Raw genomic sequence first — 26500 nt, 5'->3', positions numbered from 1 at the left:
AACAATTTCCCTTTTTTAAGATTGTATGAATTATAAATGGATACTAAAACAGCAAAACAAAGAATTGCCATTATTGGTGGTGGGCCGAGCGGTCTTTTTATGTATAAAAGATTAACAGAATCAAAAGCGGCCAATTTTGAGATAGACATTTTCGAGCGTAAAGATTATTTAGGTGCGGGTATGCCTTATAGTGCCGAAGGTGCTAATGTAGAACATATCACCAATGTATCAGATAATGAAATTCCGATCATTTTTAATTCTATAGAAGATTGGGTTAAAATAGCACCTAAAGCGGTTTTAAAAAAGTTTAACATCAACGAAGCGAAATTTAATGAATATAAAGTATTGCCCAGATTGTTTTTTGGAGAATACTTATCTGCGCAGTTTAATCTGCTTAAAGATGCAGCGGCGAAAAAAGGGATAAAAACCAATGTACATTTAAAATGTGTGGTAGAGGATATTATCGATTCTTCTAAAGATAATCAAGTGACTGTGTGCGTTAAAGATCATCACAAGGCCTATTTCGATCATATTATTATCTGTACTGGGCACAATTGGCCTAAAAAATATGAGGGCAGGATTCCCAATTATTTTGATTCTCCATACCCACCTAAAAAAATAGCATTAAAACTTAACCACGCTGTTGGTATCATGGGATCATCGTTAACTGCTATTGATGCCTTAAGAACACTGGCCAGACAAAATGGTAAGTTTGAAGACAATGAGGACGGAACCTATCGTTATCATTTAGAAAGCAAAGGCTTTAAAATTGTAATGCACTCCCGTAGCGGTTTGTTACCCGCTATTCGTTTTCATCTGGAAGATTCTCATTTAGGAAAGGAAGAAACGCTAAGCAAAGCCGAAATTCAGGCGAGCATAGCTGAAAACGGAGGCTTTTTACCCTTGGATTTTGTATTCGAAAAGAATTTTAAAGAGATGTTTATCGAAAAAGATCCGGCATTTTATAAGCAGATCAAAAACATGAATCTCGAGGAATTTGTAGCGGCCATGATGGGCTATAGAGAAAAAATGGAACCATTTGATCTCTTTAAGAAAGAATACGATGAAGCCGAAAAATCTATAGAAAAGCGAAAATCTATTTATTGGAAAGAAGCTTTAGCCGTTTTAAGCTTTGCCATGAATTATCCTGCCAAATACCTTTCTGCTGAAGATATGGAGCGGCTCCAAAAGGTATTAATGCCCTTAATTTCTATTGTAATTGCATTTGTACCCCAAAGCTCGTGCAGAGAATTATTGGCACTGAACGAGGCTGGTGTGTTAAGCATTGTTGCTGTTGGAGATGATGCAGAACTTAAACCCTTAGAAACAGGTGGTGCGGATTATCATTACACGGTAGATGAAAAGAAGGTTACTGTTCACTTCGATACTTTTATCGATTGTGTTGGCCAACCACACCTTTCTTTCGATGATTTTCCGTTTAAAAGTTTAATCAAGAATGGAACAGTTAGTCCAGCCATGTTGCAGTTCGAGTCTGCTGATAATGGAAAAGAAGAAATGAAGCATAATGATTTAGTGATAAAGAAAGGTAATACTTACTTTTTAACTGTTCCTGGCATTACCATCAACGATCATTTTCAGGTGGTTAATGAAGCGGGACAGGCGAATGAAAGAATTTATATTATGGCTGTTCCGTACATTGGGGGATACAACCCCGATTATTCTGGAATCGATTTCTGTGAAGCCGCATCTGAGGCGGTGTTGAAGCATGTTTTAAGGGAGAATAACTTTAGTTAATAAGATTCTCTATATATAAAATGTTGTTTCATGTATTTTGATTACACGAATACTGCAGCAAAGTAAGCTTAACTTGTGAAGTAAATTAGTGTGTTTATAGAAAAATATGGCTAGTAAAACGGTTTATGATTTGCTTTTTACAGGATTATAAACAATTGTTTTTTTGAAAGTTAGTCTATTATGCTGGTGTTTGGTTTATTTCGTGATTCAGAACAGAAATTACTTAAAAATAATATGTTTGATTTAATTGTTTTTAAAAGAAAAAATTGCCTAACGTAGTATTGGACCCTGTTTTGGGTGAAAAAACAAACGTTTGCGCTTAATTTGTGTTATGTCTTTTTTGAATTACAAAATTTGCAAAAATGGTATCGCATATTTGGGTTTAAGCCAACCTGAATATGATTCTATAGCCATAATTTTAGGCGCTAACCAAACTATCATTTAAAGCTTTTTCCTTAACAGTTATTCGTTATTAGAATATCGTTTAATAAAAATATAAAAATTAGTTAATTTATAGCACTTCCCAAAGCGTGCAACGGTTTAAAGCTTTACTTCTCACGCATTTTTTAAGCAAACGTTTGCGTTAAGAAAAAAAAAAAAACACCTTTCTTAATATATACCTTGCATTAACAAATCATAACTAGCCGATATTTTATTTTACTATTACGAGCAAAAAAGAATCTTGTCAACTAGCAAGAAAACAAAGAATAAATAAAATAACCAAAGAACCTCTAACCAAGGTATATAACAAACAAGCAAACAAAAACTAATCATTCTTATGCAAGTTAGGTTGCATTAAGAATTAATATTAATCAATTCTAAACCATATCCGATGATCAAAAATTTTACTTTTTGTCTTAAGGCATTGCTTTGCCCAAAATCTCAAATCGAGATAGTTTCTTAACTATATTTTACCAATCGAGTTTCTTCTTTAAACACTTAAACTTTTAATTAAACTAATAAAATGGTTAAAATTTATACAAGCGTTTGTATTGCCTTGTTTTTATCTGTTTTTGGATCGCAATCTTTATATGCCCACGGGGCATGGCTTAAAACGGCTAATGGTGGTTATTTTGTTTTTCAGCAAGATACAACTAAAGTTAAAAAAGATTCGTCCGCTTATTCCATTAAAACCGATACAATTGGTCAAATGGTTAAAGCACTACAGAAATTTAAAACAGTACGCGATACGATCAACATTCGTTCTTCAACACCTGTTCCGAATTTATCGTTACAGCAAATTATTAAAGGTAATTTGACTGGAGTGTATGTGCAGGAGCCAAATGGTGAACCCGGAACCGAGCAAAGCATTATTGTACAAGGTGCATCAGGTGTATTGTTTACTAAAAAGGATATTTATGCATTGCAGCCGGCAGTATACTTAAACGGTGTTCCACTGGTTCAAGATAATCCTTTTGCTTTTGACGTACAGAAATACGATTTTAATAGGATTGGCCCTGCTACTAATTTACTTTCACAGATCAGTATAGATAATATACAGTCTATCTCAGTAATTAAAGATCCGTTTGAATTGGCTAAACTTGGACCAAATGCGGCAAATGGTGCTATTTATATTACTACCAAAAATGCGAGGGCAGCTGGACTAAGAGATATTAGTACAAATGCCTATTTTGGGTTTGTTACCGCACCAAAAGTAAATACTGTTAACGGTGTTTATGAAAATAACTTCAGAAAACCGTTTTACCAGAAATATGCAACTGCAGAAAATTATGCAGGTTATGCCTCTTACTTAAGAGACTCAACCAATACTGCATATTATGGTCCATCAAACTGGAATGATTTGTACTATCAGAATACGCCAACCTTTTCTGCCGATTTAGGTATTACAGGTGGTGGTGATCGGGCAAACTTTAGATTTTTTGGTTCGGGCACCAAAAATGCTGGTAATGCCGATGATACCAATATCAATAAATACAATTTGTTTTTTGGTATTAATATGGCCCCATTTAAATGGCTTACTGTTTCAAGTAGTGTAAATGCGGCCCGTTTAGATCGGACCAGAAACAAAAGCTTGCGCGATCGTTTTGCTGAAACCAGGTATATCCCGGATTTAACTAGTCCGTTATCTCCTAATTCTTCTATTTATGGAAGCTTTCTGGATGAGAATAATAAAAATGTAGATAATAACCGCAATACCATTTTAAATGGCAATCTGATATTAAGTGCCAGGGTTAATAAGTTTGTTATTTCATCTAGTCTGATTTTTGATTATAACGAAGGGATCAGGGATTACTTTACACCTTCTACTTTAATGGATGGTGTAAGTTACGTTTCAAATTATTTTGGTTATAGCCAACGTTTATTGCAGAGTAATACCATTTCGTATAAATATGAAATTAACAAAGCAAATACAGTTGATTTTGAAATAGGAGAGAGCTTTCAGGGCGATACTTACAAATATAATTATGCCAGAGCATATAATGGCCCCAATGATTATGTAAAACTAAACTTTGTGGATGGCCGTGAAAAAATTAATGGTGCAGATAATCCTGATTACCTAAATACTTTAGCCAGAGGCGATTTCTACGTTTTTAGATACATCGATAAAGAAAGAAATAATTTAATGTCTTTTTATGGTTCTGCCAAGTATAGCTATAAAAACCTGTTAAATGTAAGTGCCTTGCTAAGAAGAGATGGAGCATCAAACGGCCAGCCTGATAGCAGATGGGTTACTACGCCAGCTTTTAATGCCACTTTTAATTTAAAAGAACAGTTTTTAAAGAACAATACTTTTTTTGATAACCTACATCTTAGTGCCGGATGGGGTAGAAACCTGAGGATTTTTCTTGATGACAGATATGCTGCCGGCCCTCAGTACCGCTCAGAAAACGGATGGTTTGAAGAACCAACAATCCCTGGTTATGGTGGTAGGTTAGGAATTAACAGGCCATATGAGAGTGGATTTATCGGATATGGTATCAGCTTACCTTATTCTGATCGTACTAACATCACCGTGGATGGATCTTTCTTGAAAAATAGAATCAATGCAGCAATTTCATTATACAATCGAAACGATAACAATAATATTATTGGGGTTCCTGTTCCTTTTGAAACGGGTTATAGTGTTAACTACCAATCAGGATTGGACATTAATAATAAAGGTTTAGAATTGATGTTGAATGGTGTGATTATTAGCAAACCAAAAGGATTAAACTGGAATACAACGTTAAACCTTAATTACAATAAAAATGAAGTTAAAGCATTACCTGATGGTTTAACAGCGGTAATTAGCGGAGATAATAAATTGGCCGTTGGTAAACCCGTTGGGAGTTTTTGGTTATATAGTAATAATGGAATTTACAATACCAATGCCGATATACCAGCTGGCAGAACTTTTAATGGTATCCCGATGAAAGCTGGAGATCCAAATTGGGCAGATTACAATGGCGACAACCGCATAGATAATAAGGACAAGGTTTTAACCGGAGATAGGTTACCGAAATTTTTAGGGGGTTGGAACAATACATTGGCTTACAAAAACTTCGATCTTAATTTCAATTTCATATTTGCACTGGGGCAGAAAGCAATTAACCAATATGAAGCTACCCGTTATGGTTTTATCAACCGCGAAGCTGGTAACGACATCAACTCGGTAAAAGAGGTTTCTTCTTGGCAGATATTCGATAACGAGAAAACATACCCCATTTATAACCCATGGAGTGATGTTGATGCTTACCGTGCAGATCAGGATTTATTCTTAGAAGATGCATCATACCTTAAGCTAAGGTCGGTAACACTTGGTTACGATTTTGGTAAAACAGCAATCTTTAAACAATCAGGAAAAACTGTTAGAAGAGCATATTTATATGCAACAGCTATGAACCTGTTTACCATTACTAAATTTTCGGGTGTAGATCCTGAGTTGGTGAACTACAATGGGTATTATGATGGTGCCAACTTAACCATCCCAAGAACATTTGTATTGGGCTTTAAATTGGATTTATAAAATAATTATACAATTAATATGAATTATATAATGAACAAAGAAAATAGGTTTTGCAAAACTGCTATCGCAATTTTTGTATTACTGATCGGCTTGGGTAACTTTTCTTGTAAAAAAATAGATGATGTACAATCTACAAGATTATCTACAGAAGAAACGAACTGGAAAACCTTAGAAGATGCAAAAGCCAACCTTTTATCTGTTTATGGCCTGCTTCGTTCTGCAACCGTGGCGGATAACGGACATTGGTTAATGGGCGATTTAAGACAGGGCGATTTTACCATTACTACACGTGCAGATTTAAAGGCCATTGTAAATGGGCAGCTTAATGCCTCATATCCGGTAATTAACAGGATTACCAACTGGAGAAGGTTTTATGCAGCGATAAATTCTGCAAGTCTTTTTGTAGAACGCGCTAAAGAGATTAAACAATTAGACCCACGTTATACCCAGTTAAACCTTGATGTAGATGTAGCGCAAGCCAGAATGTTAAGAGCCTTTGCTTATTTTTACATGAGCAGAATTTGGGGCGATGTGCCTTTGCTAACTTCCTCTCATGATGGTGAGTTTATAAAACTTGGCAGAACTCCGCAACAAAAAGTTTTAGCATTTGCAACCAATGAGTTGTTGGCAGCAGCTAAGGTGGTACCTTTTCGGTATGGTGGTACCGATCCTATTATGCCAGGTTTATATTATGGTGCTAACTGGCCATCATGGAATGGTATTGTTTTTACCCGCTTATCTGCATATATACTTTTAGCACATATCGCTGCTTGGCAGGGTAATTATATCGATGCAGCCATCTATTCGAAATTCGTTTTAGATAATCAATCTACCCAATATTTTGTAGATGGTGCCAACCCGTTGGATTATATTGATATGAATGCACTAACGGAAAATCAGAACAACTATAGTCCGTTTGCATACAAAAGGGCAAACTTGATGGTTGGTTTTCCTTTCGAAGCGGGCAACGGTTTATCAACCGCTAACGGACACTTAGAGCAATTAACATTGGCTTCGCCGTTTATTCCAAAATCACAGCCAGAAATGTTTGTGTCAAAGGACAGTATTATTCGCGCCTTTAATGCCCCAAATGATCTTCGTTTTGGCGTTGATCCTGTAACGAACTTATACAGGACAAATTATTTCTATGGTTTTGAATCTGAGCGCCCGATTTTTAATAAAGTAAAAGTTATCTATCCATCTAATACTTCGGGTAATGTAACCTTATTCAGTTCGTCGATGGTGTTTAGCCGAATGGAGGAAATTACCTTATTAAGAGCTGAGGCGCTAGCTGTTTTAGGTTTAAGAGATGAGGCACTTAACGCATTGAATAGGGCTTGTGCACTAAGGGGTTTCAGCTTTACAACAGCTACACCAGATTTGGTTGCGGCAATTTTTCAGGAGCGGAGGAGAGAATTAATGGGCGAGGGTTGGAGATGGTATGATATTATAAGATATAATAGAATTAAAAACCCTCAAACTGTTTTTGCCACTAAAAACGGTACGCCGATGACATTTAAGCAGTTTGAAAATGCTGGTGGTATTTACTGGCCGGTATCACAAGATGTAATTAATGCAAATTCATCAATTACTCAAAATCCATATTGGCAATAACCTACCTAACTAGTTATAAAATGAAAAATTTATCATACAATAGAATTACATTTTTTCTCTTGGGGCTTATTTGCTTGTGCTTTACCGCCTGCAAAAAAGATGATTCGCCTTATCATGATTATGTAAATACACAGCAGACTTTTAATGGTTCTGCCATGGATTACCTCAAGGCACAGCCTAAAGGTACATTCGATTCTTTGCTCTTGGTTTTAGACCGTTATCCTTTTTTGAAAGATTCGCTAACGAACCAAAAAGTAACACTTTTTGCGCCGGTGAACAAAAATTTTGAAGCCGCTGAGAAGTATTTAAACATGGTACGTAAAAACCAGGGTAAGAAACCAGTCTATTTGTCAAATGCAGATCCTAACGAATTGGGGTATATGCTTTGTAAATACATCATCAGAGGAGACAGAACTACCGATGCCTACATCAACAATGTAGATGGTATGTTATTGAAAAACATTGTAATCGACTACCAGATGCACATTAAATATGTGAAACTGAGCTCTGCAGGTTATATTGGCGGTGGGCCAGCAACATTAAATTTTAGTGATACTTATGGTTCCATTTTTACTACCTATTGGGTAACAACTACAACCAATGCAGTTAATGTTAAAACCAATAATGCCATTATCAATATACTCACACCAATACACAACTTTGGTTTTGATGAATTCACCAACAGATTGAACAATTAAAAAGTGATGATGAAAAAAAATATAAATCTAGTGCGAATATTCTTAACCATTTTAATTAGTGGCATAGTCTTATCGTCATGCAAAAAGAATTTACCTGAAGAGCGTTTGTCCATAGCCAACGATTCTCAGTACATACAATACTTATATCAACCTGTTCTTGGTAGAAATACCCTGTTTGCCAATAATTTCCAATATGGAAATTCGAGCAGGCCATTAGATTTTAAGATTGTAAATATGCGCAGTTTTACTGGAGAGCCGGCACCAGAACTAACTAATAATTACCCTGTGTTAGTTTGGAAAACGGCTTATGATGGTACAGAGAAATCGCTAAATGAGATCAATGCAAAACGAGTGGTAGAAAACCATCCGTTATTTGAGGTAAGACCCCATTCAGGAGAATTTTTAATGTGGGCAGCGGCTAACTCTAACATGATAAAAGCACAACCAGATTCTGGTTATGTTTTCGATGTAGAAATGTCTAACTCGGGGGGAAGAAAGTATTATCAGAATTTTCGTCTGCGCCCACTACGCGAAAGACCTTACGAGCCATCTAATTTAGATCCTGTTACAGGTCAGGGCACCTCGGTTTCTGTGAACCCTACCAGTGTAAATATTACGGGCGAACGCGGTCAGCCTTTGAATACCAGAGATGATGTTCAGGTATTATTCAAAAAGGCTGGTAATGGTAATAGTATCACATTCAAATTTGTAGATACCCTATCCAATCCTATTAATCCAGATAAGTTTGCCACAACCGATTGGGCAAATCTCGTACATGGTTTTAACATGGTTAAGGATGCCACCAAGGTGAAGTATGATGTTGCATACCCTATACCCTTAAGTACGTACCCAACCAAATACACCACACTTTCCGGAGATCAGGCCCGAATAGTTTTCAGGTTTAACAGGCAGGCTTTTGGTAACGTGCTTCAACAATGCTACCTGGCATTCAATTTTAATATTTACGAGAAGGGAGACTGGGAGATAACTTTCTGGTTTAAGCGGGACAAACCAAAATTTGATAATGATTAATGGAACAGTATAAACTAAAACAAAACATATTTCCGATGAAGTATTTTTACACCATAGTTATTTTATTGATTTTTGGTTTCCAAAATTTAGCTATTGCCCAACAACGTATTGTTGTAACCGGAGTAGTTATAGATGGATCATCAAAATCAAAAGAAACAATACCCGGCGTTAGTGTTACCAGTGGAGGAAGTTCATTAGGTATTACAGACAATAATGGTAAATTCAGGGTAACAGTAGCTGGAAACTCTTCTTTAACATTTAGTTATGTGGGTTACGAATCTACTACCGTAAAAGTAAACAACCGAACCAATATTTCGGTTACTTTGGGTACTGATAACAAAACCTTGAAAGAGGTAACCGTTACAGCTGGTTACCAAACTAAAACGAAAACGTTAATGACGGGTTCTGCGGTAACCATATCTGGTAAGGACATTCAAGGACAGCCAGCAAGTGATGTGATGTCGCTATTACAAGGTAAGGTAGCTGGTTTAAATATCCAGAACAATACTGGTGCTCCAGGCTTTAGGGGTAACGTAACCATTCGTGGTATTTCGAATATTAACGTTTCTGGTTCTGGTAATGGATCATTTTTAACACCAACTTCTCCATTATTTGTAATAGACGGGGTACCAGTTGATGATAATACTGATTATTCTTATGGCTTTCAACAAGCAGGTCCTGGCGTTTCACCAGCCTCACAAATTCCACCAGAAGATATAGAAGATATTACAGTTTTAAAAGATGCAGCAGCTACGGCGCTTTATGGCTCAAGAGGTGCATATGGTGTAATTTTAATTACCACAAAGCGTGGTAATTCGAAAGTACCAGTGGTACGTTATAATGGCTCGGCATTTATGTCAACTGTTCCGCAATTGCGTTCGGTAATTGGCGGTAAGGGCGAGCGGTTGTTAAGAATCGATCAGATTTTGCGTTATGATACAACTTATAACCATGCTATCGATTTAATCAACTCTACTCCGTTTTTATCCGATAGTTTAAATGCTTATTACAATAACTCAACAGATTGGCAGTCTTATTTTTATCGCCAAACTTTTAACCAAACCCATAATTTAAATATTTCTGGGGGAGATGTGAAGTTTAACTATAAGGTAGCATTAGGCGCTTATGATGAAAAGGGTATTCAAGAAAATACTGGATACTCTCGTTATAATTTGAATATGAATATGAGTTATGCCCCAAGCCGAAAGTTTAAGCTAGAAGGGCAGTTGAACAACTCCATACAGAAGCAGCAAACGGGAAGTGGTAACGGACTCCAGAATTCGGGAGTCGCCAGTGGCGGAAGTTCGTCATCCTTGCTGCCCGCGCCCTCGCTATACTCTTCAGTTAATTCAGTGCTAGGGGCGCTAACTACGGATAATGATAATAAGGTATTAAATACTTCAGCACAATTAAATGCAGAGTACGAGATTGTACCAAATCTGAAATTGGGTTCATATTTAAACTATACTGCAAAATCGAGTACGAAGGATAACTTTTCTCCGGCGGCACTAAATTCAAACCAGGCAGAATATTATACTTACAATGATCGGGCTACTACCTTGTATAACCGTAATCAACTTTCGTATGTATACTCATTAAAAGAAGCTGGTGAAGATGCACACAACTTTACTGTATTTGCCTTCTCAGAACTAAGAGCCTCATTCTTTAAATCTGATGCCATATTAAATGACAGGGTCGTAAACGATCAGCTGAGAGGCCCGTTAACCAATATGACAGATTATTTAACTTCTAAAGGTGGAACAATTGGATATACTGATTTAAGAACAATAGCCTTTGCTGGTGCATTTTCTTATAACTATAAACAAAAATATGTAATCGATTTGAACTACCGTGTGGACGGACTTTCTACCAATGGGCCGAACGCAGGTTACAAGAAAAATCCTGCTATAGCGGTAAAATGGAATTTTGACAGGGAAGAATTTTTAGGAACTCCAAGATGGTTAGATTATGGAGATTTCCGTTTAAGTTATGGTTCTAACATTACACCTAATGGAAGTATCTATCAGGCTTATGGTAAATATTCTGGAGGTAACCGTTATAATAACAGTAACACAGTAATATCCAACTTAGATTTCTTGCCAAATTTAAGCTTAGAGCCAACTAAGGCCACCACTTACAATGCAGGTTTTGATATCGGTATTTTTAATGGCAAATTCACCTTAGCTTTTGACACATATTATAAACAGACCGATAATATTTTCCAGGAAAAGGCACTTTCTACAGCTAATTCATTTAATCAGATTGCTTCTACAGAAATTAGTAACGTTAACTATGGCTGGGAGTTTCAGGCTACTAGCAGACCATTAAATGCAACTAGCCCTTTTAAATTGACTTTAAGCGCAAACTTAGCGATTAACAGAGAGATACTTGCGGCCTTACCTGATGGGTTAAGGGAGAAAATTCGCTTTGATACAGATTTAGGACAAGATATTTATTACCGTTTGGGTATTAACTCTTTGTCTAACTATTTGTATAATACGAAAGGTGTTTACAGTACAAATGCTCAGGTTCCTGTAGACCCACTTACCGGTTTGCCTTATCGTGTCGGTTCAAACGGTCTTTTGAACTATTTCCGGGCAGGCGATCCAATATTTACCGATTTAGATGGTAACTATGTTTTAAACGAGTACGATAGGGTTATTGCAGGAAATTCACAACCTCAAATTACTGGAGGGTTTTTCACATTGGTTCAATACAAAAACTGGAGTTTAGAGGTTAATACTTCATTTACCTTACAAAGAGATATTTTAAACAACAGTTTGGCATCGCAATTTGCACGTTTCGGCAATCCAAACCTTTTGGGCAATCTGGTGCCGTTATCTGAGTACAGTTACTGGGCATCGGCTGGCGATATGGCTACTTATGGTAACCCATTGGATTTTGTTAGAGCGCAATACCTGGGCCCATTCAGGTATAACCAAACCTTGTTCCAGGAAGACGGATCGTACTTTAAATTAAACTCTGTAAAGGTATACTATATGTTTAATCAAAAATTCACGCAACGCTTTGGGATGAACAGGGTAAGCATTAATGCTACGGCTTCTAACCTAGGTTTTATTACGCGTTACAGAGGGCCAAATCCAGAAAACGTAACTGCTTTAGGTAGAGATGATTCTGGAGGTTATCCTGCCTCTAAACAATTTGCATTGGGCTTAAATATTGAATTTTAAATCGGACATGATGAAAGCGAAAAATATAAAATATTTACTGGTTGCTACCTTACTATTATTCGTAGCGCCTGGATGTAAGAAATTTCTTAACGTTGAACCTATAGATGCACTCTCTGGAAACAATTTTTGGCAGACCAGAAACGACGTTGAAGGATTTACCAACGGAATTTATTCTAGATTAAGAGATAAAATAGGTTTTAGTGTAATAATGCCTGCACTTGAAGTGAGAGGGAACTTTGTAAAAGTTGTTGGTACAATTGATAATAGTGGGAATAACGTGTTTAACAATTTAATTGTTAATAATTTAAAATCTCCAATAACTGGTTCAACAACATACGACGGTAGATTAAGAGCTATTATGGATTGGAAGGCCTGGTACGATATTATTGCCGCGAGCAATATATTGTATTACGAAGTAGATAATGTTCCTTCATCCGCCTTGTCAGATGCAGACAGAAAAAGATACAAGGCAGAAGCCGTATTTACACGTAATTTAAGTTACATGTTTATCTGTAAATTATTTGGTGATGCCATTTACTATACAGAAGCTTACAATAGCAAAGCACTACCGCGTACGCCACAGGTAGAAGTAATGAAAAAGTGTATTGCAGATATGAATGCTGCAAAAAATGATCTTCCAGAAGCTTATACCGATGCATCGTTAATTGGATTGAGACCTACAAAAGCCAGTGCAGTTGCGCTGTTAATGCATTTAAACATGTGGGCAGCAGCTTGGGATACCGGAGATAAAACTGGGTATTATAAATCGGTTTTAGCACTGGGAGAAGAGATGGCTGGCTATAAAAATTATTCATTGTTGCCAATTACTGTTGAAAATACCCAAAAGATTTTTAAAGGCCGCTCTAGCGAAAACTTATTTGGTGTTTTGCAGGATTATAATTACGGTGAAACATTCTCAACCTTTTCTAATTATTCTTATTTCTTTTCTCATTTTCCAATTCGTGGCGGTATAACTAAAACCACCAGTTTTATGGCCTATGATAAAGATTACATCAACAAACTTTTTCCTGCTGGTACACCTGATGCCAGGGTATCCGTATGGTTTGAAAACTATAATGCTGATAACAACACTTTCCAGTTTAAGAAATACATTAATGTATATGCAACCGGATCGGGTGCAAGTTTGAGTATAAACAGTGATGATAGTGCGGTGATTTTTCGATTACCTGACGTTTTGTTACTTGCCGCAGAAGCTGCTGCAGAACTTGCTGATGATGCTCTTGCACGTACCTATGCCAATCAGGTAAGAGCTGCTGCCGCAGCACCGGCACTTACCACAAGTGGTGAAGAATTGAAAAACGACATTTATAAGGAACGCTGTAGAGAATTAATTGGCGAAGGACAATTCTTTTTTGATCTGGTACGTACAAAAAGAGCCGTAAACACGGAATATTCAAAGGCAGTAATCAGTGTTGGTAATTTTAACAATGGCGCATGGACCTGGCCTTTAATCATTAGTGGCACTGAGCGTTCTGCTAATCCATATTTAGTAGGTAATAATTTTTGGAATTAAGACGATGAAAAAACAAAACAAAAATAAAGCATTTTTACTGGTATTGATCGGTACTGTGCTCATGTTTGCGAGTTGCAAAAAATACTATTTCGATACTGGTGTGCATGATCCAAAATACAATGGAAGTGTATTACAGTATATGAAAGACAAAAAGCCCTTTTTCGATAGCACACTTACTGTTGTAAACCTTGCTGGTTTAACTGAAGTGCTGGATAAAGAAAATGTAACCTTTTTTGCGCCACCCAGTGGCTCTGTTTTCAAAAGTATTAAAAGACTTAACCAGTATTTAAGAAGTAATGGTAAAGATACCGTATCGAAACTTAGCCAAATAAAACCAGAGGTATGGAGAAACACCCTTTCTCAATATATTTTTAAAGGTGCTAACTTGTTAAAGGATTATCCACAAAGAGATACGCTTTCTTATCTTGCATATCCAGGTCAAAATTATACTTCTTATGGGGGACGTATAATGAATGTTGGTGCAATTTTTAGCGATGCAGGTGGTGTTAGTTATGCTGGTTACCGTCAGTTATTCCTCGCTTATATACCAGATCTGTCAAATCCACAAGTGGCCTTGCAGAATAATCCTGTTGCTACTTCAGATATACAGACTACAAATGGTGTATTGCATGTACTAACAAAAATTAAGCATAATCTTGGCTTTAATACCGATACGTTTATAGATCAGGTAGTTGCAGCTGGCATATTACCACCTACACCATAGCTAATTATTTATTAATTTAAATTAACAGATAAATGTTAACAAACATAAAATATAGAACAGGCATATTGGTAGCAATGGTGGTTTGCCTTGCTGGCCTAATGGTTTCTTGCGAAAAAAGTAAGGGACTGGCTGATGATCCATACGCTGGAGGAAAACAGGTTTTAGGGATTACTTTTATCTCTAAAACTACCGACCCTGATATTGTAAATGCAGGAACAACTTTAAATCTTCAGGTTAAAGGCTTAATGAAATATAAAGATAATTTTAAGCTGTACGTAAATGAGATCGAAGCTGAAGTGCTAAATTATACTGATAGTACCATTCAATTTAAGGTGCCACTAACGGCCAGTACTGGAAGTGTTTGGATTACTTCTCAAGGTCAAAGCTTTTTTGGACCAATTGTTAAGGTTGGGGGGAAAGTGGCTGTAGATCCTACTTTTAAAATTATAAATGGGGCCGGAACTGTTGCTGCCGCTGGTATAACAACAGTTTTTGATGCCGAAAAACTACCTTCAGGAAGGTTTTGGCTTGGCGGCGGATTTACAAGTTTTGAACAAAGGGGTACGCTACTATCTCCTAATGGTGGCATAGCTCAAATAGATGCTGATGGTGGGTACATTACCTCAGATATTAATTTTGGGAAAGGTGTAATGGGAGGACTTGGAATTATTACTTCGATCAATAGAATATCGAGTGGTTCACAGAACGGCAAATTTATTATAGCAGGTAGCTTTTCTTCTTTTAACTCTTGGCGTCTAAACAGACAAACCCTTAACAATATTACCAGGTTAAATGCTAATGGTACTTTAGATACCGTTAAAACTGCCGATAAAGATGCCTTTGGTAATTCTTTAGTGCCCATTGTTAATCCTAAACCCGGAGAAACCTGGAAAAATGGCGATACTGTTGCCGCATTTAATGCCGGGGTAGATGGTTATGTGAAAAAAACCTTTGTTTTTGGAGAGCAGATTTATATTGTCGGTAATTTCCAGAACTTTAAAAGGATATACTATCCAAATTCCAGTTATGATGAGAAAGTTTATGATGTAACCCGGATGAAACAGATTGTGCGTGTAAATGCCGATGGATCGATGGATTCTACTTTTCATTATAATAAAAACACACGCCAAAGTGCTGCTGCAGGAAACGGTGGTATTTTCGATGCTACGATGCAGAGCGATGGTAAACTTATTTTAGTAGGAGGTTTTAGCTCCTTTAACGGGGTAACTGCCAACCGGATTGTTCGCTTAAATTTAGATGGTTCTGTTGATCAGGGCTTTAGCGTAGGTAGTGGCGCTGATGGAGACATTTATTCTATAAGATATAATAGTGTAACCGATAAAATTGTGGTGTGTGGTAATTTTACCACTTTCAATGGAAAAGCATCTCCTGGTATTGCCTTGTTAAATTCTAACGGATCGGTAGTAAGTACATTTATTGGTGCCGCTATTACTGGTGGTATAGCAACTTTCGCAGGCCAGCTCAATAGTGGTAAAATAATAGTTTCCGGTTCATTCAATAGATATGGTGATTACCTGCGTCAGGGCTTTATGATTTTAGAACCTAATGGCCAGCTGGCTGTAGGCTATAATAATACCGGAGGTTTTCAGGGTAGAGTATATGATATGATTGAAACGCCAATATCAAATGGTTCGCAGGTGATTTTGGTAGGTGATATTACCAGGTTTAATTCCATATTGCCACGTAACGTACTTAGATTAATCATTTCTAATTAACTGTACACTTTAATTATATAGATATGAAAAAAAATATAATATCAGTTTTTAATGTAAAAACTATAGGTACTGCACTCGTTTTGGGCTTTGTTTTACTCCAATCGGCCTGCAATAAAAATTTTGATAGTGTACTTCCTAAATCGTTCAGAAATGATACGCTTGGTTTAGGTACCAATGCTAAAAAAGTATTGTACATTATATTGGATGGGGTAAAAGGTTCGGTTGTTAGCAGCCTGGCACCAAGTAACCTGACACAAATTACTACAAATTCGATTTATTCTTATGATGGCGTAGCCGATTACCAGAGAAATGTAATAACTAACGCGGCATCCTGGACTACCATGCTTACGGGAGTAGATTATACTAAACATAATGTTACCACAGAGGCTTTCACAGGTTTAAATTTGCAACCAACCCCAACATTATTTAGCGGAATTAAATCAACTATCCCAACTGCCAGAACAGTTTCTTTCGGTGCAACAGCTGCATTTAACGATAACCTGGCAACTGATGCAACCGTTAAACAAACCCTGTCTGATGATGCAGCTGTTAAAACTGCAGTTATTACTGAATTAACAACTAGCAATCCATCATTATTGGTAGCGCAATTTCACAGCGCTGAAACTGCTGGTGCGGCTAATGGATATACTGCATCTACTGCAGCATATACTACAGCCATTAATACATTAGATAGTTATGTTGGAGAGATCCTGGCAGCTTTAAGGGCGAGAAAAACTTATGCCCAGGAAAATTGGTTAGTGGTAATCGCATCTAATAAAGGAGGAGGCCCTACTTCGGGTGGTGGTGCAGGTTCAAACATCTATGCCGACGATTCCCGTAATACTTTTGTGGCTTTTTATAACCCTAAATTTAAACCGAATCCTGTAACAAAACCCGATGTAAGTAACCTGCCTTATGCAGGAATTGGCCCGAAGTTTAATGCAACCAATGGTGCTGTACAAAGCGATCCTAATTTTTTAAATTTAGGTACAAATGTTGAGGCTACTATCCGTTTTAACATCCGTTGGGATGGAAGTGCGGGAAATTCGGGCTACTGTGCAATTCTCCAAAAAAGAGGCCTTACTAGTGGAATAACCGGAGGTGTACCGGGTTGGGCCTTTATAAAAGACGATGGTGGCATTATTACTTTTAATGCGAGCTTCACTGGGACTACTGGTAACAGCCAGACAAAAGGGCCGGCATCTCAAAAGATAGATGACGGGAAATGGCACTCCGTTGCAGTAAGGTTCTTTAACAATGGTACTACCCATACAGCCAGTATGTTTGTTGATGGTATAGCTGCGCAAACCGCTAATTTACCCCTAAATGCAGGTAGTGGAAATTTAAATACCACAGCGCCTCTACAGTTTGGAAAATATACTAGTGTAGATTGTTTTATTACCGAATTTGCGGTTTACAATGTAGCTATTCCAAATGCCGATATCATAGCGGCAAGTAAAAAAACACCATTAACTGCGATATCAGATCCATATTACAATAATTTAATAGCCTATTTTAGAGGTAACGAAGGTGTTGGAAATGTAATAAATGATGTGACTGGAAAAGCACCTCAAATGAATTTAGTAGGGACACCTAATTGGACTAATTTTGCTGATATTTCACCAAATCTGTCTCCGGCAATATCCGAAGCAGCTTTTAAAGCTGTGCCTAATGGCGTTGATATTCCGGTACTAATCTACAATTGGATGAATATTTCCATCCCAGCCCAATGGAGTTTGATGGGTAAATTTTATAACCCTTCAGTTACTTTACAAACAAACTAATTAAATATTAGAAATATGAAACTCAATCATTTCACAATATTATGCGCCGTTGCCTTAGTGTTAGGCGTAACAGCTTGTAAAAAATACGGTTACAACATTCCGGATGGTTACCCTGACGATTCTCAGAATGTTGTTGAAGGCAAGATTGATACCAATATGAAGGTGATCGATAAGTCTATGTATGCAAAAGCGAGGGTATTTCCAGGCTTAGTAGATCAATCGGAACCGCGTGTACAAAATGCTAAATTTACCTTAGATTTAAACTTTACCGATCAAACAGCTGAGAATCTACGTATATCAGTTGCTCCAGAGCCGCAGTACAGCACTGGTTATTACGCTGCTCCAGGTGAACTGGTTAAAATAGAGGTTCCGGCAGGTATTGAAGGTTTAACTGTTCAGGTTGGTGGCCATACCGATAACCTTGCAGGTAAAAGCCCATTATTGCGCGACCCAGTTATTTATATGCGTCAGCAACTTTATGCAGGCGCAAACTATGTCCGTAATTTATATGGTGGTACCATTTATATCCGTGCAGGCAGAGCCTATCCAAACCCTGTAGAGTTTACCATAACCAATGCTTGTGTTTCTCCTGATTTTATTCTAGGCCAAACAGTAGATGCAGACTGGGTAAATAAAGTAAAAGCTTCTCAGGTACCTTGGCTAGAGTTACGTAGCAAAAGGGTGATTTTCCTGGTGCCAAGAGATAAAATTATAGCTACATTTTCATCATCCGAGCCTTATACTAACCCAACTGTTGCTTTGGGCAAATGGAACGATGTATTCGATCTTGATTACAACGCCTGGATGGGATTATCAGATAATGCAGCAGATGCAAGAGATAAAAGCCCGCAGGGACCCTGGAGAGGGATATTGGATATTCAGTTATCAGCAGGTTATGGCCACAGTGGTTTCCCTTTTGTAGGTTTGAACGATAGTGAGTGGTTTAAAGGTTTTACAAGTCTGAAAAACATTACGACCAGTAATGGTATGTGGGGGTCTTACCATGAGTTCGGCCACAATTGTCAACAGGGAAGAGTTTGGAGCTGGAGCACTTTAGGCGAAACAACCAATAACTTATTTAGCTTTAAAGTAGCCAACAGAATTGGTGCCGATTATAATATTTTGCACCCTTCAGTTTCAAGTGGTTTTCCTCAGGCCATAACCTATGCTTCTGGTACAGGTGCAAAAAATTTCGATACCGATGGTGCAATGAACGATCCGTTCAAACGAATGACACCTTTTGTGCAGATTTTTGAGAAATATGGCTATGGTGCCATGACTCACTTGTATACTGAAGCAAGACATGCGGCGCGTTTAAACTCTAGCGATATTACCATGCATAACTTTGTATACGAAAAATTATCTGACTATACTCAAACTGATTTAGCCCCATTTTTTGATGCCTGGGGAATTAATTATAGCGATGCTGTAGCGGTTAAAATGTCTAATAAATATCCTTTGTTGACGAAACAGCTCTGGACTTATAATCCTTTAAATAAAACAGGAGGAACTGGTACTATTACTTATACTACCACTGTTGTATCAGCAAGTTCTCCTGCACAAGAGGGATCAATTGCTGCTTTGGTAGATAATAATTTAACTACTTACTATCATTCTCAGTATTCAAGCCCAACACCTGCACAATCATACCCTTTTACCTTCATATTTAATGCAGGTGCCAATATTCCTATTAAGGGTATGTATTTTAATGGCAGAGCCGGTACCAATAGGGCCGGAGATGCTAAAGAGGTAGAGATTTTTAGCAGTAGAGATAATATTAATTACACCAGCATTGGTACTACCACTTTACCAAATACTGCCAATAGGTTCGAATATATATTTCCCAATGGAAATATAAATGCCAAATTTTTCAAAGTAATTGTTAAAAACGGATATACCACTAATCCTTATGTGGTATTTGCTGAAATGAATTTAATAAAGCCATAATTTAAGAGATCATGAGATTAGATAATAAAATTTTTAAAGTCCTTTCATTGGGCCTTCTAAGCGTCTTAATTTATTCTGGCTGTAAAAAGTACGATAACCCGCCACCAGTATACGAAGACCTAAAAAGATCAACAGGTTTACAGCGTAAGGTATTAATTATCAGTATTGATGGATTAACTGGGTCTGAGTTGCAAGCCGTAGCACCTACTAATATTACCGAATTACAAAAAAACTCAAAGTACACCTATAATACCTTAAAAACAGCATCTGATGCTGCAGGTTGGGTTTCTTTGCTAACAGGCACAGGTTTTTCAAAACACCAAATCAGTGGCGATAATTTCGAACGGGTTGCAGATCCAAATGGAGATGATCATGCGCCGATTGTATCTTACCGTAATGTATTTGATTATGTAACACAGTACAAAGCGGTTAAAACAGCCTTAGTTACACCTTGGGCTAATTTGCGCAATTATATGCGTAATGCCGATTTTTCTCCAGTGGTAACCACCGACCTTGCGGTTAAAGACAGCACGATAAGCATCTTGAATAGCCAAACAAATTTAGGTACAATGGCGGTTAATTTAAGAGAAGTAGAGGCTGCCGGAGCTAACGGTGGATACCTCGCCACTAATGCGAATTACAAAAATGCCATAATAAAGGCTGATGAATATGTTGGTAATATTATGACTGCACTGAAAGCCAGAAAAAATTATTCAAATGAAGATTGGCTTGTCATTATAACCAGCAATCACGGTGGTAGTAGCGACAACCCTACTAATGGTTTTACATTAGTGTATAATCCTGCATTTAAACCTTATGAACTAAAGAAAACAGGTTTTAACCCAGTTTTATTCAACAATGCTACTGGAAGAGCTACTTTAACTAATGACAATAACCTTTACGATGCTGGCGAAACAAAAAGTTTTACGGTGCAGATGGATGTGAAATTTAATTCAGTTCCAAGTGGCTACTCGAGCTTTTTTAGTAAGAGTACTAATCTAAGTGGTCAGTCAATTACAGGTTGGCAGTGGGCACTTTATCCTGGAGGCAAGTGGGTAATTACTACTGGAGGAACTTTGAATGGAGGTGGCGGAAAACAAGATGTATCATCGACAGATTCTCCCGGAACAGATTGGCATACCTTAACCATGACGGTTGAATACATCAATTCAACAACAAGAAACTTAATTATGTACATAGATGATAAGCGTCAAAATGCAACCGCATTAAATATTACTGGCAGAAAAAGTTTAAGCACAACAGAAGGATTTAGAGTAGGCCATAGAACTGGTGATAATGATACGCCTACATCTTTTTATGGTGCTAATTTAGCTTATTTTAATTCAGCTTTAAGTGAGGCAACTATTAAAAGCAATTTAGGCTTAAAAGATATTACCAAACATACTAATTACGCAAATCTAATTGGTTTTTGGCCAATGGATGAGGGTGCAGAGGGTAGTTTCTTTAATAAGGCTCCTGGTGGTTATAATATGGCCCTTTCAGGTTTGTATAGTTGGGCAAATTTAGGGGCTTTGTATCCTCCTGGTACAGCTGTAGAACCTGTAACATCAACATTATCCATTCCATCAACAGTGAGTGACGTTTCTGCACTTACTTTATATTGGATGAAAATAAATATTCTTTCTGATTTTGGTTTTGATGGTAAAACTTACCTTAAAAACTTTGAAATAGAATTTTTAAAATAGTAGTTAGTTTTGTTAGTGAGCCCCTTGCCGCCTTACGGAGGCAAAGGGTTTTTTCTGTTTTAGGGGGTAACTATATGCAGTAAACTTCATCTTAGCCCGTAGAACTTAATTTACTTAACTGCTTAATGGTGAAAAATTGCTGCTAACTACCCCAACATAAAAATTGTAATTCAATTTGCTTACAAATTAACTCCTCGGTAACATATTTAAAACTCAAACGTTTGCGCTAAAACATTTTCATCATTATCAGTTAATCATCAGTAATTTGGAGCAACAAACAAAATTATACACACAGCATGAAGCGAAAATTAACCATTTTATTAACATCATTATTTATTGCCGGGCAAATCAGCGCACAAGAGCTGCCCTCCGAACTGCAAACCCCCGAAGTGGTTTCGGTAAACCGTTTGCCTATGCGGGCATCGGCTTTTGCATTCGAAAACCAGGATTTGGCAACTAAAAGAGCTAAAGAAAAATCAGCATATTTTTTATCATTAAATGGTAGCTGGAAGTTTAACTGGGTAAAGGATCCGCGCAAAAGACCTACAGATTTTTATAAGGTAGATTTTGATGATAAAGGCTGGGATAATTTTAAAGTACCTGCCAACTGGGAAGTGAATGGTTACGGGCTTCCAATTTATGTAAACCAGCCTTACGAATTTGCTGGCCGACAATTAACCGGAGCCAGAATGAATCCTCCATTTGATATTCCTGCTGATAATAATCCGGTAGGTTCGTACCGGAAGAAAATCAATATACCGGCTAACTGGAGCGGCAGACAGGTGTTTATTAACCTGGGCGCTGTTAAATCAGCTTTTTATATCTGGGTAAATGGTAAAAAAGTAGGTTATAGCGAAGATAGTAAACTGGCTGCGGAGTTCGATATTACCAAATATGTTAAACCTGGAGAAAATACTATTGCATTACAGGTATACAGATGGAGTGATGGTACCTATTTAGAATGCCAGGATATGTGGCGCATATCGGGAATAGAGCGTGAGGTTTATTTATATTCTACGCCAAAATTAGATATCCGCGATTTCAAAGTTATTGGAAATTTGGATGCCACTTACACCCATGGATTGCTAAATATAGATTTAGCGGTAGAAAATTATAAAATCGATCAGCGCACCAACCACAGCCGCCCAGATAGTTTTTACGTAGCACTTGATTTAGTTGATGCCAAAGGAACTCATGTTTGGAAAGATGCCACCACAATCCAAAAAGTGCTGGGCAATTATAAAACCAGTCTTTCTTTTAAAACACAGATCAGTAATGTAAAAAACTGGTCGGCAGAAATTCCTTATTTATATACGCTTTACATCACTTTAAAAGATAAAGACAATAAAATAATTGAGGTAATTCCACAGCGCGTGGGCTTCCGTTCGGTAGAAATTAAAGGGAGCGATTTATTGGTTAATGGTAAACGTGTATTTTTAAAAGGAGTAAACAGACACGAACACAATGCCACGCAGGGCCATACTTTAACCCATGCCGATATGGAGAAAGATATGGAAATGATGAAGAAACTGAATGTGAATGCAGTTCGTCATTCTCATTATCCGCCAGATCCTTATTGGATGGAACTTTGCGATGAATATGGTTTGTACGTAATAGACGAAGCCAATATCGAATCGCATGGTCGTTATTACAGTTTGGAAACTACTTTTGCCAACGATAAACAATGGCGTATTCCTCATCTTGAGCGCATTACCAGAATGTACGAGCGTGATAAAAACCATGCATCAGTAATTACCTGGTCGTTAGGTAACGAAGCCGGTAATGGTGTTAACTTTTACGAGGCTTATCAATGGCTTAAAGGAAAAGATTTCCGTCCGGTACAGTACGAAAGGGCAGAGAGCGATTTCAATACCGATATGATTGTTCCGCAATATCCTTCTCCAAATTATCTGCCACGTTATTCGAAACAGGATAAAGAAACACGCCCGTTTATCATGAGCGAGTATGCCCACATTATGGGTAACAGTTTGGGTAATTTTAAAGAATATTGGGATGCCATTGAGAACAACCCCAAACTGCAGGGCGGTTTTGTTTGGGAGTGGATAGATCAGGCGATTGATACCGTTAAAAATGGTAAACGCATCATGGCTTATGGTGGCGATTTTCCGCTAAGTGGCCCGGTTGACGAAAACTTTAGCGATAACGATTTTTGCGTAAAGGGTGTGGTTACCGCCTACCGCGGCATGACGCCAATGGCCGTAGAATTGAAAAAAGTACATCAATATATTAAAACTACTTTTAACGGCACCAACCAGATCAATATAAACAACAGCTATTTCTTTAAAGATATTAGCAACGTACAATTAAACTGGGAATTGGTTGAAGATGGAAAAGTGATTCAAAGTGGTGTGGTAAGTAACCTGAATATTGGTCCGCGCCAAACACAGCTATTAAGCATACCATTTAAAACGAATTATGCTGCAGGCAAGGAATATTTCTTAAATGTGCATTACCGCTTAAAAACAGCTGAACCATTTTTAGAAAAAGGTTATGAAATTGCTTACGAGCAGATCGCATTGGCGGGAGCGCCTAAGGCCAATGTTTATACCAACAACAAGAAAACTTTAAAAGTTGAGCAAACAGCAGAAAAAGCAGTAGTTAAAGGAAGCGATTTTACCATTACTTTCGATTTAACTAAAGGAATGTTAATAAGCTATATTTCTAAAGGGCAAGAATTATTGGCTTCAGGTTTACAACCAGGCTTTTACCGTGCACCAACCGACAATGATATTGGTGCAGGTTTAAATACCAAATTACGTATGTGGCGTAATGTTTATCAGGATAACAGTACAAGTAACATTAAATCAACTGTAAATTCAACCGCTGATGGCTTTACCCTAACCGTTAAATCGTCCCTACTTAAAGGTGATGCAGAAACCACACAAGAATTTAATGTATTAACCGATGGAACAGTTAAAGTGAATAACCAGTTTAAAGCCGTAACAGGCAACTACAAAAGTTTAATGCGTATTGGTAACGATCTGCAGCTGAAAAATGATTACAGCAATATCCAATGGTATGGTCGTGGACCAGGTGAAAATTATGTAGATAGAAAAACAGCATCATTAATTGGAATTTATAAATCAACAGTTGCTGATCAGTATTTTCCTTATGCACGTCCACAAGAAAGTGGTAATAAAACCGACGTACGTTGGGTAACTTTTACCAATAAAGCTGGTAAAGGTTTACGCTTCGAATTTGCAGATCAGTTATTGAGTTTTAATGCGTTGCCATATTCGGTAGAAGATTTAGATCCGGAGGCTGAGAAAAAACAATATCACTCTGGCGAATTGGTAAAACGCAACCAGATTTATATACACATGGATATGCAGCAATTAGGTGTTCAAGGGATCGATAGTTGGGGCGCTATGCCATTAATCCAATACCAAATCCCGTTTAAAGATTACCAGTACAGCTATTATATCAAACCGATTAAATAAGCTGTCAAAGGCTATTAAAAAAATATAGGCGACTCGTCATTCCCAACTTGATTGGGAATCTTAAACCAAAAGCATTAAGATTCCCACCTTCGTGAGAATGACGACCGTTCTTTTTTAATCAAACTAACATTACCTAACCAAAATAAAATGAAACTTATCAAAATCTGCTTTAGCTTGTTGCTGTTTTCTCAACTTAGCTTTGCACAAGAATCAAAACTAGCTGCTACACCTCCAATGGGCTGGATGAGCTGGAATATTATGTCCGAAAACCCGAACGAAAAAGATATTAAAGAAATGGCCGATGCAATGGTTGCCAGTGGAATGGTGAAAGCAGGTTATCAGTATATTTTTTTAGATGACTGTTGGCAAGGTGGCCGCGATAATAAAAACAAAATCATTGCCGACCCAAAGAAATTTCCTTCAGGCATTAAAGCCCTGGCCGATTACCTGCACAGCAAAGGAATGAAATTGGGTATTTATTCTGATGCTGCCCCTTTAACCTGTGCTGGTTATACCGCAAGTTTAAACTTCGAAGATCAGGATGCCAAAACTTTTGCTTCGTGGGGAATCGATTATTTAAAATACGACTATTGCAATGCTCCAGAGGATGTTGAAACTGCTAAAGCCCGTTATGGTAAAATAGCCCAGGCGCTTCGCAAATCGGGTAGAGATATTGTATTGGGAATCTGCGAATGGGGTCCACGAGAACCCTGGAACTGGGGTGCAGAGGTTGGTGGACAAAGCTGGCGTACTACTTACGATATCAGAGACAAGTGGAATGATGTAGAAGGTAAAGGTGGAGTAGGTATTTATAACGTTGTTGATAAAACAGCCGCATTGGCAAGTTTTTCTGGTCCAGGTAAATGGAACGACGGAGATATGTTAGTGGCAGGCTTACACGGTACAAAAGGTCCTTCGTCGGCTTTTAATGGCAATGGTTGTACCCAAGCTGAATATCAAAGCCAAATGAGTTTGTACAGTATGCTTAATTCGCCATTATATGCAAGTTGCGATATCCGTAAAATGGATAATGAGGCAAAGACCATTTTTACAAACGAAGAAATAATTGCATTAAACCAGGATGTTTTGGGAAAACAGGCCGAAAGAAAAATCAAAACCGATATCTGGGATGTTTTTGTTCGCCCTTTGGCCAATGGCGATTTCGCCATAGCGATTTTGAATAAATCGGTATCTGCCCAAAATGCAAAAATAAACTTTGCCGAGTTAGGGCTGACCAATAAATACGAAATCAGGGATTTATGGAAACATAAATTAATTGGCAAAAATAACAAGTGGAATGGTAAAGTAACTGCTCACGAAACGAAGGTTTTCCGCCTAAAAAAAATATAAC

At 37.5% G+C, this 26500-nt stretch carries 14 protein-coding genes; all 14 read left to right on the top strand.

Annotated elements, in window-relative coordinates:
- Positions 1-36: 36 nt before the first annotated feature.
- The 14 genes from AC07VK_RS18540 to AC07VK_RS18475 all read left to right on the top strand — a co-directional run bounded on the left by AC07VK_RS18540 (position 37) and on the right by AC07VK_RS18475 (position 26499).
- Positions 37-1755 (top strand): FAD/NAD(P)-binding protein, encoded by a 1719-nt coding sequence (locus AC07VK_RS18540; RefSeq protein WP_492962364.1) that lies wholly within the window; start codon positions 37-39, stop codon positions 1753-1755.
- Positions 1756-2719: 964 nt separating this feature from the next.
- Positions 2720-5722 carry a TonB-dependent receptor plug domain-containing protein gene (locus tag AC07VK_RS18535; protein ID WP_492962362.1) on the top strand — a complete coding sequence of 1001 codons (3003 nt, stop codon included), beginning with the start codon at positions 2720-2722 and terminating at the stop codon, positions 5720-5722.
- 30 nt (positions 5723-5752) lie between these two features.
- A complete protein-coding gene (locus AC07VK_RS18530) occupies positions 5753-7336 on the top strand; it encodes a RagB/SusD family nutrient uptake outer membrane protein (RefSeq protein WP_492956114.1) in 1584 nt (527 codons plus the stop codon).
- A 20-nt stretch (positions 7337-7356) separates the two neighbouring features.
- Positions 7357-8034, top strand: coding sequence for a hypothetical protein (locus AC07VK_RS18525; RefSeq protein WP_492956113.1), 678 nt, complete (start codon positions 7357-7359; stop codon positions 8032-8034).
- Between the two features lie 6 nt (positions 8035-8040).
- Complete coding sequence (locus tag AC07VK_RS18520) at positions 8041-9066, top strand: DUF5007 domain-containing protein (RefSeq protein WP_492956112.1); 1026 nt, start codon at positions 8041-8043, stop codon at positions 9064-9066.
- Positions 9067-9101: 35 nt separating this feature from the next.
- The gene (locus AC07VK_RS18515; protein WP_493053029.1) at positions 9102-12257 is read left to right on the top strand and encodes a SusC/RagA family TonB-linked outer membrane protein; all 3156 of its coding nucleotides are present in this window, start codon (positions 9102-9104) and stop codon (positions 12255-12257) included.
- Between the two features lie 7 nt (positions 12258-12264).
- Positions 12265-13791: a RagB/SusD family nutrient uptake outer membrane protein gene (locus tag AC07VK_RS18510; RefSeq protein WP_492962359.1), complete on the top strand. Its 1527-nt coding sequence runs from the start codon at positions 12265-12267 to the stop codon at positions 13789-13791.
- Between the two features lie 4 nt (positions 13792-13795).
- Positions 13796-14515, top strand: coding sequence for a fasciclin domain-containing protein (locus AC07VK_RS18505; protein ID WP_492956109.1), 720 nt, complete (start codon positions 13796-13798; stop codon positions 14513-14515).
- A 32-nt stretch (positions 14516-14547) separates the two neighbouring features.
- Positions 14548-16251, top strand: a complete 1704-nt coding sequence (locus AC07VK_RS18500; RefSeq protein WP_492962357.1) for a DUF5008 domain-containing protein — start codon at positions 14548-14550, stop codon at positions 16249-16251.
- 23 nt (positions 16252-16274) lie between these two features.
- The gene (locus tag AC07VK_RS18495) at positions 16275-18035 is read left to right on the top strand and encodes a LamG domain-containing protein (RefSeq protein WP_492962355.1); all 1761 of its coding nucleotides are present in this window, start codon (positions 16275-16277) and stop codon (positions 18033-18035) included.
- A 15-nt stretch (positions 18036-18050) separates the two neighbouring features.
- Complete coding sequence (locus AC07VK_RS18490; protein ID WP_492962353.1) at positions 18051-19982, top strand: M60 family metallopeptidase; 1932 nt, start codon at positions 18051-18053, stop codon at positions 19980-19982.
- Positions 19983-19993: 11 nt separating this feature from the next.
- A complete protein-coding gene (locus AC07VK_RS18485) occupies positions 19994-21688 on the top strand; it encodes an alkaline phosphatase family protein (RefSeq protein WP_492956105.1) in 1695 nt (564 codons plus the stop codon).
- Positions 21689-21984: 296 nt separating this feature from the next.
- Positions 21985-25149, top strand: coding sequence for a beta-galactosidase, LacZ type (gene lacZ, locus AC07VK_RS18480; RefSeq protein WP_492962351.1), 3165 nt, complete (start codon positions 21985-21987; stop codon positions 25147-25149).
- 147 nt (positions 25150-25296) lie between these two features.
- Positions 25297-26499, top strand: a complete 1203-nt coding sequence (locus tag AC07VK_RS18475) for a glycoside hydrolase family 27 protein (RefSeq protein ID WP_492962349.1) — start codon at positions 25297-25299, stop codon at positions 26497-26499.
- Position 26500 lies beyond the last annotated feature (1 nt).

This window comes from Pedobacter sp. GW821-FHT01D05 (assembly GCF_059422505.1).
Note: the sequence above shows the minus strand (reverse complement) of the source record. Positions and strands in the feature narration are given on the sequence as shown.

Excerpts from the sequence above, each read along its gene's own strand:
- AC07VK_RS18535 (WP_492962362.1), top strand. The coding sequence starts at position 2,720 with ATGGTTAAAATTTATACAAGCGTTTGTATTGCCTTGTTTTTATCTGTT.
- AC07VK_RS18510 (WP_492962359.1), top strand. The coding sequence starts at position 12,265 with ATGATGAAAGCGAAAAATATAAAATATTTACTGGTTGCTACCTTACTA.
- AC07VK_RS18475 (WP_492962349.1), top strand. The coding sequence starts at position 25,297 with ATGAAACTTATCAAAATCTGCTTTAGCTTGTTGCTGTTTTCTCAACTT.
- AC07VK_RS18485 (WP_492956105.1), top strand. The coding sequence starts at position 19,994 with ATGAGATTAGATAATAAAATTTTTAAAGTCCTTTCATTGGGCCTTCTA.
- AC07VK_RS18490 (WP_492962353.1), top strand. The coding sequence starts at position 18,051 with ATGAAACTCAATCATTTCACAATATTATGCGCCGTTGCCTTAGTGTTA.
- AC07VK_RS18520 (WP_492956112.1), top strand. The coding sequence starts at position 8,041 with ATGATGAAAAAAAATATAAATCTAGTGCGAATATTCTTAACCATTTTA.
- AC07VK_RS18530 (WP_492956114.1), top strand. The coding sequence starts at position 5,753 with ATGAACAAAGAAAATAGGTTTTGCAAAACTGCTATCGCAATTTTTGTA.
- AC07VK_RS18505 (WP_492956109.1), top strand. The coding sequence starts at position 13,796 with ATGAAAAAACAAAACAAAAATAAAGCATTTTTACTGGTATTGATCGGT.
- AC07VK_RS18500 (WP_492962357.1), top strand. The coding sequence starts at position 14,548 with ATGTTAACAAACATAAAATATAGAACAGGCATATTGGTAGCAATGGTG.
- AC07VK_RS18540 (WP_492962364.1), top strand. The coding sequence starts at position 37 with ATGGATACTAAAACAGCAAAACAAAGAATTGCCATTATTGGTGGTGGG.
- AC07VK_RS18515 (WP_493053029.1), top strand. The coding sequence starts at position 9,102 with ATGAAGTATTTTTACACCATAGTTATTTTATTGATTTTTGGTTTCCAA.
- AC07VK_RS18525 (WP_492956113.1), top strand. The coding sequence starts at position 7,357 with ATGAAAAATTTATCATACAATAGAATTACATTTTTTCTCTTGGGGCTT.
- lacZ (WP_492962351.1), top strand. The coding sequence starts at position 21,985 with ATGAAGCGAAAATTAACCATTTTATTAACATCATTATTTATTGCCGGG.
- AC07VK_RS18495 (WP_492962355.1), top strand. The coding sequence starts at position 16,275 with ATGAAAAAAAATATAATATCAGTTTTTAATGTAAAAACTATAGGTACT.